The sequence below is a fragment of the Burkholderia pyrrocinia genome, from assembly GCF_001028665.1.
Taxonomy (GTDB): domain Bacteria; phylum Pseudomonadota; class Gammaproteobacteria; order Burkholderiales; family Burkholderiaceae; genus Burkholderia; species Burkholderia pyrrocinia.
This window is the reverse complement of the sequence record NZ_CP011504.1, coordinates 2,530,111-2,548,796: the sequence shown is the minus strand read 5'-3', so window position 1 is coordinate 2,548,796 and position 18,686 is coordinate 2,530,111. Positions and strand designations below refer to the sequence as shown.

Sequence of the window (18,686 nt, the reverse complement as noted above, 5' to 3'; positions counted from 1 at the left end):
GGTCAGGCCGCGATCCACACGAAGCCGTCCTCGACCCGCGACGGATACGCGCTCACCGACTGCTCGGGCGCTTCGAGGCATTCGCCGGTACGCAGGTCGAAATGCTGCTTGTACAGCGGCGACGCGACGACGACGCGCTCGCCGAGGCTGCCGATCAGCCCGCGCGACATCACGGCCGCCTGCGATACGGGATCGACGTTGTCGATCGCGAACACGCCGCCGTCGGCATGCGCGACGTGAAATACCGCGACCTGCTCGCCGTTGACGAGCGCGCACACGCCGGTGTTCGGCACGATGTCGTCGAGCGGGCACACGCGGGTCCAGGACAGCGGAAGGCGATCGTTCATGATGGGCTCCTTGGAAAAGACGCTGGTGTCGGTCAGGGTCAAACGGTTGCGGATTCGGTCACGGCCTGCGTCGCGCCTTCGACAACGACGGGAATCGTCACGGGCTTGCCGCGCACGCGCTCGTCGGGCGTCGCGGGGCGAATCTGGCCGCGCGTCTCGACGAATTCGATGTTCGCGTCCGGCGCGTCGCTGTTCACGAAGTGGCGGAAGCGCTTGCGCGTCTCGGGATCGGTGACGGCCTTCTTCCATTCGCACTCGTAGGTGTCGACCACGTGCTGCATGTCGGCTTCGAGTTCGGCCGCGAGCCCGAGCTTGTCGTGCACCACGACGTCGATCAGGTAGTCGAGGCCGCCTTCGAGGTTGTCGCGCCATACGCTCGTGCGTTGCAGGCGGTCGGCCGTGCGCACATAGAACATCAGGAAGCGGTCGATGTAGCGGACCAGCGTGTCGCGATCGAGGTCGGACGCGAGCAGTTCCGCGTGGCGCGGCTTCATCCCGCCGTTGCCGCACACGTACAGGTTCCAGCCCTTCTCGGTCGCGATGATCCCGACGTCCTTGCCCTGCGCTTCCGCGCACTCGCGCGTGCAGCCCGACACGCCGAACTTGATCTTGTGCGGCGCGCGCAAGCCCTTGTAGCGGTTCTCGAAGTCGATCGCGAGACCGACCGAATCGTCGACGCCGTAGCGGCACCACGTCGAGCCGACGCACGACTTCACGGTACGCAGCGCCTTGCCGTACGCATGCCCCGATTCGAAGCCGGCCGCGATCAGTTCCTCCCAGATCGACGGCAGCTGCTCGACGCGCGCGCCGAACAGGTCGACACGCTGGCCGCCGGTGATCTTCGTGTAGAGCCCGTACTTCTGCGCGACCTGGCCGACCGCGATCAGGCCTTCCGGCGTGACCTCGCCGCCCGGCATGCGCGGCACGACCGAGTATGTGCCGTCGCGCTGGATGTTCGCGAGGTAGTAGTCGTTCGAATCCTGCAGCCCCGCATGCTCCTTCTTCAGCACGAACTCGTTGAAGCACGATGCGAGGATGCCCGCGACGGCCGGCTTGCACACGTCGCAGCCGAGACCGTGGCCGTGCTTCGCGAGCAGTTCGTCGAACGTCGTGATGCGCTCGACGCGGATCAGGTGGAACAGCTCCTGGCGCGAATGCGGGAAGTGCTCGCACAGATGGTTGTTGACCGCGAGGCCCTGCTTCTTCATCTCGGCCTTCATGATCTGCGTGACGAGCGGCACGCAGCCGCCGCACGACGTGCCGGCGCCCGTGCACGATTTCAGCGCGCCGAGGCTGGTCGCACCGTCGGCGACCGCCGTGCAGATCTGCGACTTCGACACGTTGTTGCACGAGCAGATCTGTGCGCCGTCCGGCAGCGCGTCGACGCCGATCGCCGGCTTCGCGACACCGTCCGACGACGGCAGGATCAGGAATTCGGGCGACTCGGGCAACTCGATGCGGTTCAGCATCATCTGCAGCAGCGTGCCGTATTCGGCTGCGTCGCCGACCATCACCGCGCCGTGCAGGAATTTGCCGCAGTCGGACACCACGAGCTTCTTGTAGACCTGGCGGCGTTCGTCCGCGTACTGGTAGGTGCGGCTGCCGGCCGTCGTGCCGTGCGCGTCGCCGATGCTCGCGACGTCGACGCCCATCAGCTTCAGCTTCGTGCTCATGTCGGCACCGGCGAACGCGACCGCCTCGTTCGTGTCGCCGCCGAGCTGCTTCGCGACCACGCGCGCCATGTCGTAGCCGGGTGCGACGAGGCCGTACACCATGCCGTTCCATGCCGCGCATTCGCCGATCGCATAGATGTCGGCATCGCTCGTGCGGCATGCGTCGTCGATCGCGACGCCGCCGCGCGGGCCGATGTCGAGCCCGCATGCACGCGCCAGTTCATCGCGTGCGCGGATGCCGGCCGAGAACACGATCATGTCGGCATCGAGATGCGTGCCGTCAGCGAACGCCATCCGGTGCGTGCCCTCTTCGCCGTCGACGATCTCGAGCGTGTTCTTGCCCGTATGCACGGTCACGCCGAGCGCCTCGATCTTCGCGCGCAGCATCCGGCCGCCGCCGTCGTCGACCTGCACGGCCATCAGGCGCGGCGCGAATTCGACGACGTGCGTGTCGAGCCCCATGTCGCGCAGCGCCTTCGCGCATTCGAGGCCGAGCAGCCCGCCGCCGACCACGACGCCGCGCTTCGCGTGCGTGCCGCACGCCTGCATCGCTTCGAGATCCTCGATCGTCCGGTACACGAAGCAGCCGGCGCGATCGTGCCCCGGCATCGGCGGCACGAACGGGCGCGAGCCCGTCGCGAGCACCAGCTTGTCGTACGCGAGCGTTTCGCCCGACGCGAGCGTGACCGTATGCGCGGCGCGGTCGATCGATGCGACGCGCGCGTTCAGGCGCAGGTCGATTTGCGGATGACGCTCGAAGAAACCGGGTTCGACGAGCGACAGGTCGTCCGCCGACTTGCCCGCGAAGAATTCGGACAGGTGCACGCGATCGTAGGCCGGACGCGGTTCCTCGCCGAGCACGGTGACCTGCAGCGCCGCCGACGCGCCCGCTTCCGCCGCGACGCATTCGAGCAGCTTGTGGCCGACCATCCCGTGACCGATGACGATGAGTTTCATGATGACGTTTCCTTCGCTCGATCAGTTGGCGGCGTTCGCGGCGGCGGCCAGCGCGCGGTCGCGCAGCTCGGCCTCGCGAGCCTTGTGTTCGTCGCTGAAGCGCACGGCCATCGCGCACAGCGCGGTCGCCGTGACGGCGAGGCCGAGCAGGCTCAGCGTGTGCTGCACGTCGCCGACACCCTTCAGCAGGAAGGCCGCGGCGACCGCGCCGACGTTGCCGCCTGCGCCGACGATCCCCGCGACGCCGCCGAGCGCCTTGCGGTCGATGAACGGCACCAGCGCGTAGGTCGCGCCGCAGGCCATGTGCGTGAACAGGCCGAAGGTCAGCATCGCGACGAGCGCGATGCCGACGCTTTGCGCATGCGAGAACCAGATCAGCCCGAGCCCTTCGCCGACGATCAGCGCGCACAGCAGCGCAGCACGCACGTCGAGGCTGCGGCGCGCGGCGATCTTGTCGGACAGCCAGCCGCCGAGCGCGCGGGCGAACAGCGCGAGCAGCCCGAACATGCCGGCCGCGAGGCCGGCATCCTTCAGCGACAGGCTAAAGTGATCGACGTAGTACAGCGCGGCGATGTTGTGGATGAACACCTCGACGCCGAAGCACGCGCCGTACGTGACGAACAGCATCCACACGCGATAGTTGCCGCATGCGGCGACGAAGCTCGCCCAGCCGCCTTTCTTGCCGCTGTCGACCGTCACGCCTTCCTTGCGCAGCGCGACGAAGTCGCCTTGCGGGCAATCCTGCGTGAAGCGCCAGTACGCCCACGCCATCACGAGCATCGCGACGCCCGGCACGACCAGCGCGACGCGCCACGACGAATCTTCGCCGAAGCCGAGCATCAGGCCGGCGGCGACGAGCAGCGGCATCAGCGCCTGCGTGGCGCCCGCGCCCGCATTGCCCCAGCCGGCCGTCGTCGCATTCGCGGTGCCGACCACGTTCGGCGCGAACATCACCGACGTGTGGTACTGCGTGATCACGAAGCCCGCGCCGATCGCGCCGATACCGAGCCGGCAGATCAGGAACGACAGGTAGTCGTGCGTGAACGACACGGCGAACACGGGGATCGCGCCGAACAGCAGCAGGGCGGCATACACGCGGCGCGGGCCGAAGCGGTCGCACAAGGGGCCGACGAGCAGCCGCACGGCGATCGTCGCGGCCACCGCGGCGATGTTGATGTTGGCGACCTGTGCCGCCGTCAGATGAAATTCGCGTGCGATGAGCGGCATCAGCGGCGCGCATGCGAACCACGCGAAGAAGCACACGAAAAACGCCATCCACGTCAGGTGGAACGCGCGCATCGGCGCGGTGCGGAGGCTGAAGAGATCGATACGGGTAGCTTTGTCGGTCATGTCATCCGCCAAACGAAAAACGGCGTCCTGCGCACCCGGTCTAGTCGAGACCTGATGCGTAGGACGCCGTTGCCCATGAAGCCCGTTGCCGGGCGCGTCTGTAATCGGTACTGCGGACGAATCGCCATTGACGCGTCCGAACCAGCTTACGCAAACGCCGTGCCATGTCGGCCCGAATCGCGCCGGCAACCCCGCCGCGCAAGGCTCGCCGGCCAGCGTGCGCCGCGCTCCGGCACACGGCGCGCGATGCGCCGCGATGCAGCGAGGCACAGTTGTGGTGCGCTGCAGCACTGTCGCCGTGCGACATCGCGGTGCGTACTGACGGGGCACGATGCACGCCGATGCGGCATTGCGTCTCTCCGCGCGCTGCGCCCGCGTTCGTGCGCGCGGCCATCAGGCCCCGCTCCCGCCGCGCCTTGCACCGGTTGGCCCGGATATTGCTGAACCTCGTGCATCACACCGGCAACGGCGCCGGTGGGCAGTCCCCGCAAACCATGCCCGTCGATCGCGACGGGCCCCTCAGGACAACGGCGTCCCTCCCGTGCGCGGCACGGCCGGATGTCGGACTGTTTCGACCGCCCGCCGCCGCCGCGCAGAAACGCGCTATCGACGGCCGCACGCACGCGGCAATGGAACACGACATGACGACTGGCAAAGTCACGCTGCTGGGCGCCGGCCCCGGCGATCCCGATCTCCTTACGCTGAAGGCCGTGAAGGCGCTGGCCGCCGCCGACGTGCTGCTGCTCGACGATCTCGTCGCGCCCGGCATCGTCGAACTCGCGCCGCAGGCGCGTGTGATCCGCGTCGGCAAGCGCGGCGGCTGCCGCTCCACGCCGCAGGCGTTCATCGAGCGGCTGATGCGCCGCTACGCGCAGCGCGGCGCGCACGTGGTACGCGTGAAAGGCGGCGACGCACTGCTGTTCGGGCGCGCCGGCGAAGAACTCGCGACGCTGCGCGCCGCCGCGATTCCCGTGGAGATCGTCAACGGCATCTCGTCGGGATTCGCGGCCGCCGCGAGCCTCGGCATCTCGCTCACGCACCGCGAGCACTGCCAGGGCGTCACGTTCGTCACCGCGCACCGGCAGGACCACGGCGAACCCGACTGGTCGCGACTCGCGGCAACCGGCACCACGCTCGCGATCTATATGGGGATGAGCCGCGTCGACAGCATTGCGGCGGGCCTGCTCGCCGCGCTGCCGGCGTCGACGCCGGCAGCGGCCGTGCAATGGGCCGGCACGCCCGACGAGCGCCGCTGGACCGGCACGCTCGGCACGCTCGCGCGCGGCATCGACGAAGCGCGGCTCGGCAGCCCGGCCGTGATCCTCGTCGGCGGCGCGATCGGCGAAGCGGCCGTGCAGCATGACGATGCCGCGCACGACGCGGCGCTGGTCCGGGCCGCATAACATGCGCTGCATCACGCGGCGCCGGCCGCCTGCCTCTTCCGAATCCATTGACCGCGTTCGCACCGGTCGCCGGTCGCGCACGCGCGGTATCCGGCCCCCATCTCGACTCGGCCGTCACACGCCGTTCGCGCGTCGCGCCGGCCTTCTGCCGCTCCCGCTTGCCTCATGAGTTCGTCCGCCCTGTCCGCCCGCCTGCGCGTGCTGCTCGTCACCGACACCGACAAGCCGATCGGCGAACTCGGCGACGCGCTCGCGCGCCTCGGCTACGAAATGCTGAACGACGTCGCGACGCCCGCGCGCCTGCCGGCGGCCGTCGAGGAGCAACGCCCCGACGTCGTGATCATCGATACCGATTCGCCGTCGCGCGACACGCTCGAGCAGCTCGCGGTCATGAACGCGACCGCGCCGCGCCCCGTGCTGATGTTCAGCCACGACGGCGACCAGGCGCTGATCCGCGCGGCGGTCGGCGCGGGCGTCAGCGCCTATCTCGTCGAGGGGTTGTCGGCCGAGCGACTCGCGCCGATTCTCGAAGTCGCGCTCGCGCGCTTCTCGCACGACGATGCGCTGCGCCGCCGGCTCGCCGACGTCGAGCGCGAACTCGCGGAGCGCAAGCTGATCGATCGCGCGAAACGCGTGCTGATGGACCAACGCAGGCTGTCCGAGCACGATGCGTATGCAGCGCTGCGCAAGCGCGCGATGGATCAGGGCCTGCGCATCGTCGACGTCGCGCGGCAACTGCTCGACGCGTCACCTCAATGAATGCCATGAACACTTCCCCTCCCGCCGCGCCGGAACGCGCGCATCTTCGCCTCGGGTTCGTCGCGCTGAGCGACGCCGCTCCGCTGATCGTCGCGCAGCACCTGAACCTCGGCGCGCCGCACGGCCTGACGCTCGAACTGAACCGCCAGCCGTCGTGGGCCGCCGTGCGCGACAAGCTGCTGAGCGGCGAGCTCGATGCCGCGCACGCGCTGTACGGGCTCGTCTGCGGGCTGCAGCTCGGCATCGGCGGCCCGCAGGCCGACATGGCCGCGCTGATGGTGCTGAACCGCAACGGCCAGGCGATCACGTTTTCGCGCGGCCTCGCCGACGCCTGTCGCGGAAACGGCGACGTGCGCGCGGCGCTCGCGACGCTCGGCCGCAAGCCGCTGCTCGCGCAGACGTTCCCGACCGGCACGCATGCGATGTGGCTGAACCACTGGCTCGCGTCGCACGGCGTCGATCCGCTGCGCGACGTGCGCAGCGTCGTGATCCCGCCGCCCGAGATGGTTGCCGCGCTGGCGAGCGGCGAACTCGACGGCTTCTGCGCGGGCGAACCGTGGCATGCGGTGGCCGAGGCCTGCGGCGCGGGCCGGACCGTCGCGGTCACGAGCGAGATCTGGCCCGATCATCCGGAGAAGGTGCTCGCGGCCCGGCGCGACTTCGTCTCGTTGTATCCGGCCACCGCACGCGCGCTGATCCGCACGCTCGTCGATGCATGCGCGTGGCTCGACAGCGCCGCGCACCGCCGCGAGGCGGCCGACTGGCTTGCGTCGCCCGACGCGCTCGGCGTGCCGGCCCGGCTGATCGCGCCGCGCCTGCTCGGCGACTACGGCGCGGGGCCGTTCGCCGAGCCGCCGCTGCCGATCCGCTTCCACGACGCCGGCGCGGTGAACCGGCCCGATCCGCTCGACGGCCGGTGGTTCCTGGCCCAATACCGGCGCTGGGGCATGCTCGACGGCCCGCTCGACGACGCGGGGATCGCCGCGGCGATCGCGCAAACCGCGTTGTATGATGCTGCGGTCGCCGAAGGCGGCGCGGCGGGCCCGTCGCAGGCGTGATGCAGTCGGCGCGCGCTCCAGGGTCGCGCCACGCCGATCCGGGCCCCCGGCGGTTTCCGGCATGCGCCGCCCGGACGACACCGTCTTGCCACTCCGTCCCCGATCCGAATCGATGCCGAAACGAACGCGCACGCCGCTCGACGTGCTGCTCACCGAAATCCGCGCGTGCCGTGCATGCGAAGCCGAGCTGCCGCTCGGCCCGCGGCCGGTCGTGCGCGCGCATCGCAACGCGCGGATCCTGATCGTCGGGCAAGCGCCGGGCGCGCGCGTCCATGCGAGCGGCATCCCGTGGGACGACGCGAGCGGCAAGCGGCTGCGCGGCTGGCTCGATGTCGATGCCGATACCTTCTACGACGAGACCCGCTTCGCGATCGTGCCGATGGGCTTCTGCTACCCGGGCCGCGGCGCGAGCGGCGACAACCCGCCGCGCCCCGAATGCGCGCAACTGTGGATCGACCGGCTGGTCGCCGAGTTGCCGTCGATCCGGCTGACGCTGCTGATCGGCCAGTATGCGCAGCGGCATTTCCTGCGCGACACGCGCAAGGCGACGCTGACCGACACCGTGCACGCATGGCGTGACTACGGCCCAAACGTGCTGCCGCTGCCGCATCCGTCGCCGCGCAACCAGGCGTGGTTCAAGCACCATCCGTGGTTCGACGCCGACGTGGTGCCCGAGCTGCGCCGCCGGTTGGCGCCGCTGCTCGACCGATGAACCAAACCGCCGGCGGTGTCGCGATGCTGCGCGACACGCCCGATACCCCGATACACGCCCAATGAACGATACCGCCACCGCACCCGACATCGACTTCGCCTGCACCGGCTGCGGCGGATGCTGCCGCGACCTGCGCATTCCACTGACGATCGGCGAGGCGATCGCGTGGCTGCGGCGCGGCGGTCACGTGGAGCTGCTGTGCGACGCGATGCCATGGCTCGTCGAACCCGAGCCCGACAACGCGTTCGCCGCATACAAGCGCGCCCGTTCGACACCCGCGCTCAGCGGCTCGCTGCCCGTGCGCATCACGGTGGTGCTCACCGCCGCCCATGCAGGGCCCTGCCCGAACCTGGGCGACGACCTGCGCTGCGGGATCTACGACGAACGCCCGCTCGTGTGCCGGATCTACCCGGCCGAGATCAATCCGTTCGTGCCGCTGACGCCCGGCGGCAAGGCATGCCCGTCCGACGCGTGGCAGCAGACGCCGCTCATCCGCGGCGGCACGATCGTCGACGCGGACACGCGCGAGAGCATCGTGCGCTCGCGAGCGGCGAGCGAAGCCGAGACGCCGCTGCGCGCACGGCTGAGCGCGGTGCTGGGAATCGACACGGCGGCCGTGGCCAATGAAGGGTTCGTGATTCATGCGCCGCCCGCGCTGCTCGCCGCGCTGACGGATCTGCTCGCGACGCCGATGGTGGCCGCCGATGACGCCATCGCATGGACGCTGGTGTCGAACCGCACGGCGACGACGGATGCGCTCGCGTCGGTCGACGCGACGAGCCGGCTTGCCGGTAGCATGGCGGGCCCGCACGCCCGCTATCTCGGCTTCCATCCGGACGCCTGATCGCCACCGGGCGCGGCCCCGCCCATCCCGACCGCGCCCGGTTCGCTGTACCATCGCGGCTCTACCGCGTCACGAACCGCAGAATCCTTCATGCCCTCCACCGCCCCGCCGCGCCTGTACGGGATGCCCGAACGCAGCGACCGGCTCGATTTCTACATCCGCGACCAGGCGTCGCGCCAGGCGATCACCGAGCCGCACCGGCACGCGTATTTCCAGATCCAGTTCAACCTCGGCGGCGACACCGAGCAGCGGATCGGCGGCGTCACGCGGCCGTTTCCGCGCGGCGCGCTCGCGTTCGTGCTGCCGCACCGCGAGCACCTGATCCCGCATCCGGAAGGCGCGCACTTCATCGTGATCAACTTCAGCCAGGCGTTCCTGCGCGCCGATCTCGACGTCGATCCGCTCGACCTCGAGGACGTGCCCGCGCACCGCTTTCCCGAACTCACGCCGTTCCGCTTCCAGGAGCATCTCGACTTCATCCTGACCGGCGACACGTACGACGAAGCGCGCCGCCTCGCGCTGTGCATGCTCGACACCGATCGCGTGCGCACCTTCGGCTCGACCACGCTGCTGCGCGGCTACCTGCTGCAACTGATCGGGCTCGTCTGCACGCAGTACGCGGGCGCGCTCGACAAGCTCGCGCAGCGCGGCGCCCAGCGCGCGGGCCGGCGCGACGCGCTCGCGCGCGTGCTGCGCCACGTGCGCGCGAACCTGACCCGCGAGGACCTGACGCTCGCCGCGACCGCCGAGGCCGCGTTCCTGTCGCCGAACTACCTCGCGCACCTGGTCCGCAAGGAAACCGGCAGCACGTTCACCGATCTCGTGACCGAGCGCCGGATCGCGCTCGCGCAATCGCTGCTGGCCCACACGAGCCGGCGCATCGCGGACATCGCGCGCTCGGTCGGCTTTCGCGACGAAGGGTATTTCGCGCGACGCTTCCGCGCGCGGGTCGGCGTGTCGCCGAAGGCGTACCGCGACGCGAACGCCGCGTTACCGGACGGCGACGACGCATCCGCAACCGCCGACGCGTAGTTTTGTCCCGGTAAAACGCATTTGCGTCGCATCCGGCCGCCCGCGTGTCCGGTATCGTTGCACGCATGCCGGCCCGTGCGCCGTACAGGCACCGGCATCCGTCTACCTACCGAACGAGGCCATCCGATGTCCGCTTATGTCATCGACGCTGCCGAGCGTCCTTCCGTCGAAGTCGAACAGTCGTCCGCGCGCTTTCCGGTGCGCCGCGTATTCTGCGTCGGCCGCAACTACGCCGACCACGCCCGCGAAATGGGCGCCGATCCCGACCGCGAACCGCCGTTCTTCTTCACGAAGCCGGCCGACGCGATCGTCCCGGCAAGCGGCACTGTCCCGTATCCGCCGCTGACGAGCGATCTCCATCACGAAATCGAACTGGTCGTCGCGATCGGCAAGAGCGGCCGGTCGATCGACCCGGCCGACGCGCTGTCGCACGTGTGGGGCTACGGCGTCGGCGTCGACCTCACGCGCCGCGACCTGCAGGCCGAAGCGAAGAAGCTGAGCCGTCCGTGGGACTGGGCGAAGGGTTTCGACGCGTCGGGCCCCGTGACCGCGCTGCGCGCGGCGACGGCCACCGGCCACCCGGCAGCCGGCCGCATCTGGCTCGCGGTCAACGGCGAAACGCGCCAGCAAGGCGATCTGGCCGACATGATCTGGGCCGTGCCCGACGTCATCGCCTACGTGTCGCGCTCGGTCGAGCTGAAGGCCGGCGACCTGATCTTCACCGGCACGCCGGCCGGCGTCGGCGCGCTGCAGCCGGGCGACCGCGTGACGGGCGGCGTCGACGGCGTCGCGACGTTCGAGTTCGTCGTGGGCGCGAAGCCGTAACGAATCGAAGGGGCGCGCACGCGGGCGGATCCGGCGCCCGCCGTGCGTTGCGCATTGCGCGTCGCGGCTCCGGCCGGCCGCGACGGCATTCCGGTTGCTCAGTCGTACCGGCGCAGGAATTTGTCGACGACGGCCGGCGGATTCAGCGCTTTCGCCGATTCGTTTTCCAGCGCCTCGGCCGCGTCGTCGTCGCTGATCGACACGAACAGCGTGATGGCCGCCCTTGCGTCGCCCGTGCCGAACAGGCCGTCGCGATCGAGCAGCCGCAACGCCTCGATCATGTCGGCGTGAAGCTGCCGGGAAAATTCCGCGAACCTCGACCGGACGAACTGCGGGCTCAGCACTTCGTCGGCCAGCTTGCCGCAGATCGCGTTGAACGGCGACGCTTCCGCCGCCGCGTACGCCCATTCGGAAAAGCCCCACGCGTACCACGGATCCGGATCGTCGTCCGCGACCGCCTGTTGCGCGCGGACCCGGCTCAGCCCTTCGAGCGAATTGGCCGCCGGCACCACCGTCATCGCGCCGCTATCCGTATATAGCGCGAACGCGTAGAAATGCTCGTCCGGGTGCAACGCCCGCAGCGCGTTGAACGTCGCCCGCGCGGCGTCGGCAATTTCCCGCTGGAAATCGGAAAAGTCGGTCATCGCATCCTCGTCCAGTCGCCCTTCGCGCTCGCCGGGGAATACGGCTCGCGGATGGTTCGCCCTCTCCCTGGTTTCGAAGAATTGTCCGCCAATCGCGCGCGGCACGGTAGCGGGCCGCATCCGCGTTCACTGCGCTGCATCACGCGCATCGAACACGCGCACGCAGACGGCCGCCGCCAGCGCGATCGCCGCCGACAGCAGCATCATCGCGAGCGGCGCGTAGCCGGCGTTGCCGGCGGTCAGCACCGCGCCCGTCAGCGACGACAGCGCGGCACCGCCGGCGATCGTCATCGCACCGGCCAGCCCCGACGCGCTGCCGGCCAGGTCCGGGCGCACCGACACGGCACCGGCATGCGCGCCGGGATTGGTCAGCCCGTTGCCGATGCCGACCAGCACGCACGGCCCGAACCACGCGATCGCATGCGTCGCGCCGCCGAACACCAGCGCGAGACCGATCAGCGGCCCCGCGCACGCGACGACACGCCCGCACAGGATCGTCGTCGCCAGCGGGTAGCGGCGCGCGACCCGCGCGGCCAGAAAGCTGCCGCACACGAACCCGGCGGTGATCGTCCCCATGTAGAAACCGATCTCCGCCGGCGCAATCCCGAACAGCGTTTTCGCGGCGAGCGGCGCGCCGGCCAGGAACGCGTAGAACGAGCCCGTCGAAAACGCCATGCAAAGCGCATAGGCCCAGAAACGGCGTGCGCGAAGCAGCGCCGGATACGCGCGAAGCTGCCGTCCGAGACTCGACGACCGGTTCGTGTGCGTTTCGACGAGATCGAACGCGCACCAGCCGAACAGCGCGATGCCGGCCGCACCGAGCAACCAGAAGCTCGCGCGCCAGCCCACCGTCTGGTCGAGCACGCCGCCGAGCGTCGGGCCGAGCATCGGTGCGAACGCGGCCGCCATCGCCGCATAGCCGATCCGGCTCGCCGCGCGGCTACCGCCGCCGGTGTCGCGGATCGTCGCCATCGACACCGGATAGACCGACGTGATCGCCGCCTGCATCAGCCGGCATGCCAGAAACACGTGAATATCGGTCGCCATCGCGCAACCGAGCGAGCCGAGCGCGAACACGCCGACGCTCGTCAGCACGATCGGCCTTCGCCCGAACCGGTCCGACAGCGGCCCCATCACGAACTCGAGCGACGCGGCCACCGCCGCGTACCCGCCGAGCGACAGCGCGACGAGCGCATAGTCGGCGCGCAGGTCGCGCGCGATTGCCGGCAGCGACGGCAGGAACAGGCTCAGCGGCAGCACCGAGAACGCGCACAGCAGGATCAGCGTCGCGTGTCGCGGCGCCGCCGCAGCGGAATCGATCGGCAGGTTCGGTTGCAAGCGGATGCCCTCCGCGCACGCGCCGCATGGCCGTGCGCAATGCAAAAAAAAGCCCCCGAACGAGTCGGGGGCGCATGGGTGCCGGCGCGGTGCCGCTACCGGACCCTGCGCCTGCGTACTACTACGACGACGAATGCCGCTTTCATGCCGGGTGGCTCCTGAATGCCTGACTGACTGCCAGTGATACCGGACGATGTTAGGCGGACGATGCCGGCCGCGTCAACGCCCTAACGAGCGCGCACCGACACGAACTTCCGCGCGTTGTTGCGCTGGATCAGCACCGCGATCACGCTGCCGCCGTTCGCTTCGAGCGACTGCACGTCGTCCGGCGTCTCGAGCAGCGTGTCGTTGATCTCCAGCACCACGTCGCCCGGCTGGATGCCCGCGCGCTGGGCCGGGCCGTGCACCGCGTCGACCATCATCCCGACCGCGAGCCCCGTCGAGCGGCGCTCGTCGTCGCTCAGCGCATGCATCGTCAGCCCGAGACGGTCGCCACCGTCGGCCGCCGCAGCCCCCGGCCCCGGCCCCGGCCCCGGCCGTGCAGCGGCCTTCGGTGCAGCCATGCCGACTGTCGTGCCTGCGTTGCCGGCCGCGTTGCCTGCCCCGTCGTCGGCGCCCGTGATCGTCAGCGTCACCGGCGCGCGCTTGCGGATCACCCGCAGCGACGCCTTCTCGCCGGGTGACAGCGCGGCGGCCAGGTCATTCAATTCGGCCGAACGGCCGATCGCCTTGTCGGCCAGCTTCACGATCACGTCGCCGGGCTTCACGCCGGCCGCGGCGGCCGGCGAACCAGGCGCGACGCCGTTGACGAGCGCGCCCGCCGGACGCGGCAGCCCGAAAGCGGCGGCCAGCCCGATGCCGACATCCTGCACGTCGACGCCGAACGCGTTGACGGACGGCGCACCCTGCGCCGGCGCCTGAGCCTGCGCCTGTTGCGCCTGCATCTGCGTCTGTAGCTGCGCGCGCGCCTTTGCCGCGAACGCGATCGGGATCGCGAACGTCATGCTCGCGTAGCGGTCGGTGCCCGTATAGACCTGCACCGCGATGCCGATCACGTCGCCCGCGCGATTGAACACGGGGCCGCCCGAGTTGTCGGGATTCGGCGCGATATCGGTTTCGAAGAACGGAAACGCGCTGCCGTCCGGCAGCCGGTGCGACGTCGCGCTGACGATGCCGGCCGTGACCGTGTTGCCCGATCCGTCCGGCGCGCCGATCGTCATCACCGGTTCGCCTGCACGCACCTTCGCCGAATCGCCAAGGCGCACGAACGGGAGCTTCGTTGCGTTGACTCGCAACACGGCGACGTCGCTTTGCGAATCGACGGCCAGCACCGTCGCCTTGAATTCGCGGCGGTCGGTGAGCCGCACCGTCACGTCGGCTGCATCGTCGACCACGTGCGCGGACGTCAGGATCAGGCCGTCGGCGCTGACGATGAAGCCCGAGCCGCTGCCCGACACCGCGCGCAGCACCGGGTCGGGCGTCGGCGGCTGCAAGCCCAGCGCGGGCGGCGGCGCGCCGCGCCGGAAGAACGCGGCGAGCGGATCGTCGGTATCGAGGATCGCGAAGGACGGCCCGCCGGTTTGCTGATCGAGCGCGGTCATGATCGTCACGACCGCGGGTCCGTAACGATCGACGATGGCCGGAAAATCGACCGGCATCGCGTAAGGCGCGGCGGCTGGCCTTTCCTTCATGGCAGCCGGTTTGACGGGCGGCGCGAGGGTCGCCGCAATGGCGGCTGGCGGCGGTTGCAAAAAAACGGCGAACACGCCCCCGATCAACGCGGTGCGAAGCACGGCGCGAGCAAGCGTCTGGCGAACCACGGTGCACCTCCCCCGGCAGTCGCGGCATCGACCTGCGCGAGACGCGCAGGCACCCGACAAGCACCGGTACACCCATCCATTTATAGTCCACGCGGCCTGTTCGAACATACGAATCGAAACCCGCATGCCGGGCGGTGCGGCGGCCGCGGAGCCGCGACGGCGCTCGTTCCGGACAAAGTGCGCGATTCGTCAATCCGCACAAGTCCGGCGACCGTTCACTCCCCGCCGGCCCGCTCCGCGATCGCCGACAACGTCCGCAACATCGGCTCGAATGCATCGGCCGACGTATTGCCGAAGCCGAGCACGAGCCCGTTGGCCGCCGACTCCGCATGAATCGAAAAACCCGACAGCGGAAACGGCCCGATGCCGTGCGTGCGCGCCGCGTCGACGATCGCGCGGTCGCGGTAACGCGCCGGCAGCCGCAGCGCAAGATGCAATCCGCACGGCCCGCCCTCGACCCGGTGCGGCACGCTCAGGCTGCTGTCGAGCGCGGCGAGCAGCAACCGCCGCCGGTCGCGATACAGCCGGCGCATCCGCCCCAGATGCCGGCCGTATTCGCCCGTCTCGATGAAATCGGCCAGCGCGAGCTGCACGTGGCGCGTCCCGCCGCGCAGCATCTCCGGCAACACCGTCCGCACGGCGGCCAGCAGCGCCTCGGGCAGCACCAGGAAACCGATCCGCAGCGCCGGAAACATCGTCTTGCTGAACGAACCGAGATAGACGACCGGCGAATCGGGGGCGAGCCCGTGCATCGCACCGATCGGCTCGCCGGTGTGACGGAATTCGCTGTCGTAGTCGTCCTCGATGATCCATGCGCGATGCCGGCGCGCGGCATCGATCAGTGCGAGCCGGCGCGAGATCGACAGCACGGCGCCGGTCGGGAACTGGTTCGACGGCGTCGTATAGACGAGACGCGGCGTCCGCTCGCGCCAGTCGTTCTCTTCCGCACGCAGCCCTTCCGCGTCGACCGGCATCGGCACGACATCGAGGTCGGCCGCCTGCATCGCGGTGCGCGCGCCGCGATAGCCGGGCTCCTCGACCCACACCGTCTCGCCCGGGTTCGTCAGCAACTGCGCGCACAGCGCAATCGCGCCCTGTGCGCCTTCCGTGATCACGATCTGCTCGGGATCGCAGCGCACGCCGCGCGTCACGGCCAGGTGCCGCGCGATCGATTCGCGCAGCGCGCGTTCGCCGAGCGGATCGCCATAGGCGAGCAGGTCGCGGGCGGCACGGCGCAGCGCGCGGTCGATCGCGTGCCGCCACGCATCCACCGGGAAATGCGACAGCGCGGGCACGCCCGGCCGAAAACCCTCCGATTCGCCGCTGCCGACGAGGCTCGGGCGAATCCGGCCGAGCCGCTGCGCGACCGCCGGCGGCGCGGCACGCCGGCGCGGCGGCGCCGGACGCGACAGCCCGACGACGCGCGTGCCACGGCGGTCGGACTGCAGGAAGCCTTCGGCGACGAGCTGCTCGTAGACGGCGGCCGTCGTGTTGCGCGACACGCCGAGCGTCTCGGCCAGCGCGCGCGTGCCGGGCAGCCGCGTGCCGGCCGGCATCGCGCCGCCCAGAATCGCGTCGCGCACGCGGCGCAGCAACTGGCGCTGCAGCGAAGGCGCGCCCGGCGTGCGCGCCAGCGGCGCGTCGAGCGGCAGCAACGGAGAGTCGCCGGAAGGAAAGACAGTCGTCATCGGAACATCGCAGCGTGAAAGTGTCGGAACACGGCGCACGGCCAGTGGCACCTGGCACTTGGCACTTGGCACTTGGCACTTGGCACTTGGCACCTGGCACCTGGCACCTGGCACCTGACTCGTGGCTCGTGGCTCGTGGCACCATAAATTTGCCGATCCCTGGCGCTTCTCATGGTACCTCGCCGCGACTACGATCGTCTGCATGCCGGCATGTCGCCGGCCGCCAACCGAAGCGAGATCGACCTTGTCCACGCTCACCAACGTCTTCCAGCAACCCATCGGCCACCCCGTTCCCGACTGGTCCGCGCGCCCGCGCCCCGAGCGCATCGTGCTCGAAGGCCGCTACTGCCGGCTCGAGCCGCTCGACGCCGAGCGCCACGCGGCCGACCTGTATGCCGCCTACGCGCAGGCGCCCGACGGCAGCGACTGGACCTATCTCGCGCACGGCCCGTACACCGACGAATCGGGCTACCGAGACTACGCGCGCGGCGCACAGGCGAGCGCCGATCCGCTGCACTACACGGTGATCGACGTTGCCACGGGCCGCGCAGTCGGCACGCTCGCGCTGATGCGCATCGATCCGGCCAACGGCGTGATCGAGGTCGGCTCCGTCACGTTCTCGCCGCTGCTCAAGCGCACGCCCGTGTCGACCGAAGCGCAGTACCTCCTGATGAAGTACGCGTTCGACACGCTCGGCTACCGGCGCTACGAATGGAAGTGCGACGACCTGAACCTGCCGTCGCGCAAGGCGGCCGCGCGGCTCGGCTTCCGCTACGAAGGCACGTTCCGGCAGGCGATCATCTACCGCGGCCGCAATCGCGACACCGCGTGGTTCTCGATCATCGACGGCGAATGGCAGGCCGTGCGCGCCGCGTTCGACGCGTGGCTCGCGCCGGAGAACTTCGACGCGCAGGGCGAGCAGCGCCAGTCGCTCACCGCGATCCGCCACGCGCAGGCGAACGCGCGCGACGCGGCCGCCCGCGCGAACGACGCGACGCACGTCACGGTGCGCCCGCTCGTCGCCGCCGACGAAGCGGCGTGGCGCCCGCTGTGGCAGGGTTATCAGAAGTTCTACGACACCGCGCTGAGCGATGCCGTGTTCGCGACGACGTGGGCGCGCCTGATGGATCCCGCCGAGCCGATGTTCGTGCTCGGCGCATTCGACGCATCGGGCGCGCTGGTCGGGATCGTGCACTCGATCTACCACCGCTCGTGCTGGACCGAAGGGTCGTACTGCTACCTGCAGGACCTGTACACGGCACCGGACGCACGCGGGCAAGGCGCGGGCGGCGCGCTGATCGAAGCCGTGTACGAACATGCCCGCGAAGCCGGCGCGAGCCGCGTGTACTGGCTCACGCACGAAACCAACACGACCGCGCGCGCGCTGTACGACAGGCTCGCGAACAATGCGGGGTTCATTCAGTACCGGAAGGATCTGAAGAAGTAACGCGGATCCGCGGCCGGCCGGCGTTCAGTCGAGAACGTCGGCCGGATCCCGCGCACTGTCGTGCCCGGACGCAACGTCCGTCGGCACCGCGCCGGCCGCACCCGGCACCGACGCCGGGCAGATCATCTCGTCGCCATTCGCGGGCACGGGCCGCCGCACCGGCCGGAACACCGGCTCGCCGGGCTCGATCGGCCGTCCCGAGATCGCGCAGCGGCCCGGCTGCAACGCGACGCGCAGGCGCCAGCGCTGCTCGCCGTAATGGCAACGGCCGCTCTCGACCCAGCGAATCAGCAACCCGTCATCACCGGCCTCCAGCACCGTGACGAACAGTTGCGCGCGCAACGGCGACACCGCGGCCGAAGCGTGCTCCGGACCCGGCGCACGGCTGATCGTCTCGAGCGGATGCGCGACGCCGCCGCCGTGCAGAGGCATCGCATCGTGTTCGCCAAACGACGGCGCATCGCACGACGGGTCTTCTTCGCAGATCAGGCTTTCCATGATGTTCGGCATGCTTGATGGATTGACATGCAGGTTGGACGGCACCGGCGACGGCGACCGCGAGCGGCGCGGGTGTCGCCGCGCTTAAAGGCCCTGCGCCGGCAGCGCGGCGGCATCGGCCGCGACAGGCGATTCGGTCATCTCCACCTCCGTTGGGGCCGCCGCGTGCAACGGGATGTCCCACGCGGCCGAGATCGGACTGGCGCACATGATACAAATTGAAGTTCACTTCAAGTAAAGGGAAAGTTGCGCAACGATGCGTTTCGTCGATCGCGGCAATGGGCCGGCGCG

16 protein-coding genes are annotated in these 18,686 nt (G+C 70.1%); 8 read left to right on the top strand and 8 right to left on the bottom strand.

Features of this window, described 5'->3' with window-relative positions:
- Nucleotides 1-2: 2 nt before the first annotated feature.
- Genes nirD through ABD05_RS27435 form a run of 3 tightly spaced genes read right to left on the bottom strand, consistent with a single transcriptional unit; the run spans nucleotide 3 to nucleotide 4,327 of the window.
- Complete coding sequence (gene nirD, locus ABD05_RS27445; protein WP_047903106.1) at nucleotides 3-347, bottom strand: nitrite reductase small subunit NirD; 345 nt, start codon at nucleotides 345-347, stop codon at nucleotides 3-5.
- A gap of 38 nt (nucleotides 348-385) precedes the next feature.
- Nucleotides 386-2,977: a nitrite reductase large subunit NirB gene (gene nirB, locus ABD05_RS27440; protein WP_047903105.1), complete on the bottom strand. Its 2,592-nt coding sequence runs from the start codon at nucleotides 2,975-2,977 to the stop codon at nucleotides 386-388.
- Nucleotides 2,978-2,998: 21 nt separating this feature from the next.
- Nucleotides 2,999-4,327 carry an MFS transporter gene (locus ABD05_RS27435; RefSeq protein WP_047903104.1) on the bottom strand — a complete coding sequence of 443 codons (1,329 nt, stop codon included), beginning with the start codon at nucleotides 4,325-4,327 and terminating at the stop codon, nucleotides 2,999-3,001.
- A gap of 641 nt (nucleotides 4,328-4,968) precedes the next feature.
- Between ABD05_RS27435 and cobA the strand changes: the two genes are divergently transcribed.
- The 7 genes from cobA to ABD05_RS27400 all read left to right on the top strand — a co-directional run bounded on the left by cobA (nucleotide 4,969) and on the right by ABD05_RS27400 (nucleotide 10,960).
- Nucleotides 4,969-5,730, top strand: coding sequence for a uroporphyrinogen-III C-methyltransferase (gene cobA, locus ABD05_RS27430; protein WP_047903845.1), 762 nt, complete (start codon nucleotides 4,969-4,971; stop codon nucleotides 5,728-5,730).
- Nucleotides 5,731-5,895: 165 nt separating this feature from the next.
- Nucleotides 5,896-6,489, top strand: a complete 594-nt coding sequence (locus ABD05_RS27425) for an ANTAR domain-containing response regulator (protein ID WP_047903103.1) — start codon at nucleotides 5,896-5,898, stop codon at nucleotides 6,487-6,489.
- A gap of 5 nt (nucleotides 6,490-6,494) precedes the next feature.
- Nucleotides 6,495-7,547 carry a CmpA/NrtA family ABC transporter substrate-binding protein gene (locus tag ABD05_RS27420; protein WP_047903844.1) on the top strand — a complete coding sequence of 351 codons (1,053 nt, stop codon included), beginning with the start codon at nucleotides 6,495-6,497 and terminating at the stop codon, nucleotides 7,545-7,547.
- 112 nt (nucleotides 7,548-7,659) lie between these two features.
- On the top strand, nucleotides 7,660-8,259 hold the full coding sequence (locus ABD05_RS27415) for a uracil-DNA glycosylase family protein (RefSeq protein WP_047903102.1): 600 nt from the start codon (nucleotides 7,660-7,662) through the stop codon (nucleotides 8,257-8,259).
- 61 nt (nucleotides 8,260-8,320) lie between these two features.
- On the top strand, nucleotides 8,321-9,103 hold the full coding sequence (locus ABD05_RS27410) for a YkgJ family cysteine cluster protein (protein ID WP_047903101.1): 783 nt from the start codon (nucleotides 8,321-8,323) through the stop codon (nucleotides 9,101-9,103).
- A 90-nt stretch (nucleotides 9,104-9,193) separates the two neighbouring features.
- Nucleotides 9,194-10,135, top strand: a complete 942-nt coding sequence (locus tag ABD05_RS27405) for a helix-turn-helix transcriptional regulator (protein WP_047903100.1) — start codon at nucleotides 9,194-9,196, stop codon at nucleotides 10,133-10,135.
- A gap of 126 nt (nucleotides 10,136-10,261) precedes the next feature.
- Entirely contained in the window at nucleotides 10,262-10,960 is a 699-nt protein-coding gene (locus tag ABD05_RS27400) for a fumarylacetoacetate hydrolase family protein (RefSeq protein WP_047903099.1), read from the top strand.
- 98 nt (nucleotides 10,961-11,058) lie between these two features.
- On the opposite strand, the gene ABD05_RS27395 is transcribed toward ABD05_RS27400, so the two are convergent.
- The 4 genes from ABD05_RS27395 to pdxR form a co-directional block, all read right to left on the bottom strand.
- The gene (locus ABD05_RS27395) at nucleotides 11,059-11,604 is read right to left on the bottom strand and encodes a DUF4303 domain-containing protein (protein WP_047903098.1); all 546 of its coding nucleotides are present in this window, start codon (nucleotides 11,602-11,604) and stop codon (nucleotides 11,059-11,061) included.
- A 126-nt stretch (nucleotides 11,605-11,730) separates the two neighbouring features.
- Entirely contained in the window at nucleotides 11,731-12,942 is a 1,212-nt protein-coding gene (locus tag ABD05_RS27390) for an MFS transporter (protein ID WP_047903097.1), read from the bottom strand.
- A gap of 227 nt (nucleotides 12,943-13,169) precedes the next feature.
- Entirely contained in the window at nucleotides 13,170-14,762 is a 1,593-nt protein-coding gene (locus tag ABD05_RS27385) for a trypsin-like peptidase domain-containing protein (RefSeq protein ID WP_047903096.1), read from the bottom strand.
- Nucleotides 14,763-14,977: 215 nt separating this feature from the next.
- Nucleotides 14,978-16,450 carry a MocR-like pyridoxine biosynthesis transcription factor PdxR gene (pdxR, locus tag ABD05_RS27380; RefSeq protein WP_047903095.1) on the bottom strand — a complete coding sequence of 491 codons (1,473 nt, stop codon included), beginning with the start codon at nucleotides 16,448-16,450 and terminating at the stop codon, nucleotides 14,978-14,980.
- 244 nt (nucleotides 16,451-16,694) lie between these two features.
- On the opposite strand from pdxR, the gene ABD05_RS27375 reads away from it, so the two are divergent.
- A complete protein-coding gene (locus ABD05_RS27375) occupies nucleotides 16,695-17,897 on the top strand; it encodes a GNAT family N-acetyltransferase (RefSeq protein WP_047903094.1) in 1,203 nt (400 codons plus the stop codon).
- Between the two features lie 24 nt (nucleotides 17,898-17,921).
- Here ABD05_RS27375 and ABD05_RS27370 read toward each other — a convergent pair whose 3' ends face one another.
- A complete protein-coding gene (locus ABD05_RS27370; RefSeq protein WP_047903093.1) occupies nucleotides 17,922-18,407 on the bottom strand; it encodes a DUF3331 domain-containing protein in 486 nt (161 codons plus the stop codon).
- Nucleotides 18,408-18,686: the final 279 nt, after the last annotated feature.

Coding starts and splice junctions, on each gene's coding strand:
- nirD (WP_047903106.1), bottom strand. CDS start 347: ATGAACGATCGCCTTCCGCTGTCCTGGACCCGCGTGTGCCCGCTCGAC.
- ABD05_RS27410 (WP_047903101.1), top strand. CDS start 8,321: ATGAACGATACCGCCACCGCACCCGACATCGACTTCGCCTGCACCGGC.
- ABD05_RS27435 (WP_047903104.1), bottom strand. CDS start 4,327: ATGACCGACAAAGCTACCCGTATCGATCTCTTCAGCCTCCGCACCGCG.
- ABD05_RS27405 (WP_047903100.1), top strand. CDS start 9,194: ATGCCCTCCACCGCCCCGCCGCGCCTGTACGGGATGCCCGAACGCAGC.
- ABD05_RS27395 (WP_047903098.1), bottom strand. CDS start 11,604: ATGACCGACTTTTCCGATTTCCAGCGGGAAATTGCCGACGCCGCGCGG.
- nirB (WP_047903105.1), bottom strand. CDS start 2,977: ATGAAACTCATCGTCATCGGTCACGGGATGGTCGGCCACAAGCTGCTC.
- pdxR (WP_047903095.1), bottom strand. CDS start 16,450: ATGACGACTGTCTTTCCTTCCGGCGACTCTCCGTTGCTGCCGCTCGAC.
- cobA (WP_047903845.1), top strand. CDS start 4,969: ATGACGACTGGCAAAGTCACGCTGCTGGGCGCCGGCCCCGGCGATCCC.
- ABD05_RS27400 (WP_047903099.1), top strand. CDS start 10,262: ATGTCCGCTTATGTCATCGACGCTGCCGAGCGTCCTTCCGTCGAAGTC.
- ABD05_RS27425 (WP_047903103.1), top strand. CDS start 5,896: ATGAGTTCGTCCGCCCTGTCCGCCCGCCTGCGCGTGCTGCTCGTCACC.
- ABD05_RS27420 (WP_047903844.1), top strand. CDS start 6,495: ATGAACACTTCCCCTCCCGCCGCGCCGGAACGCGCGCATCTTCGCCTC.
- ABD05_RS27370 (WP_047903093.1), bottom strand. CDS start 18,407: ATGCCGAACATCATGGAAAGCCTGATCTGCGAAGAAGACCCGTCGTGC.
- ABD05_RS27415 (WP_047903102.1), top strand. CDS start 7,660: ATGCCGAAACGAACGCGCACGCCGCTCGACGTGCTGCTCACCGAAATC.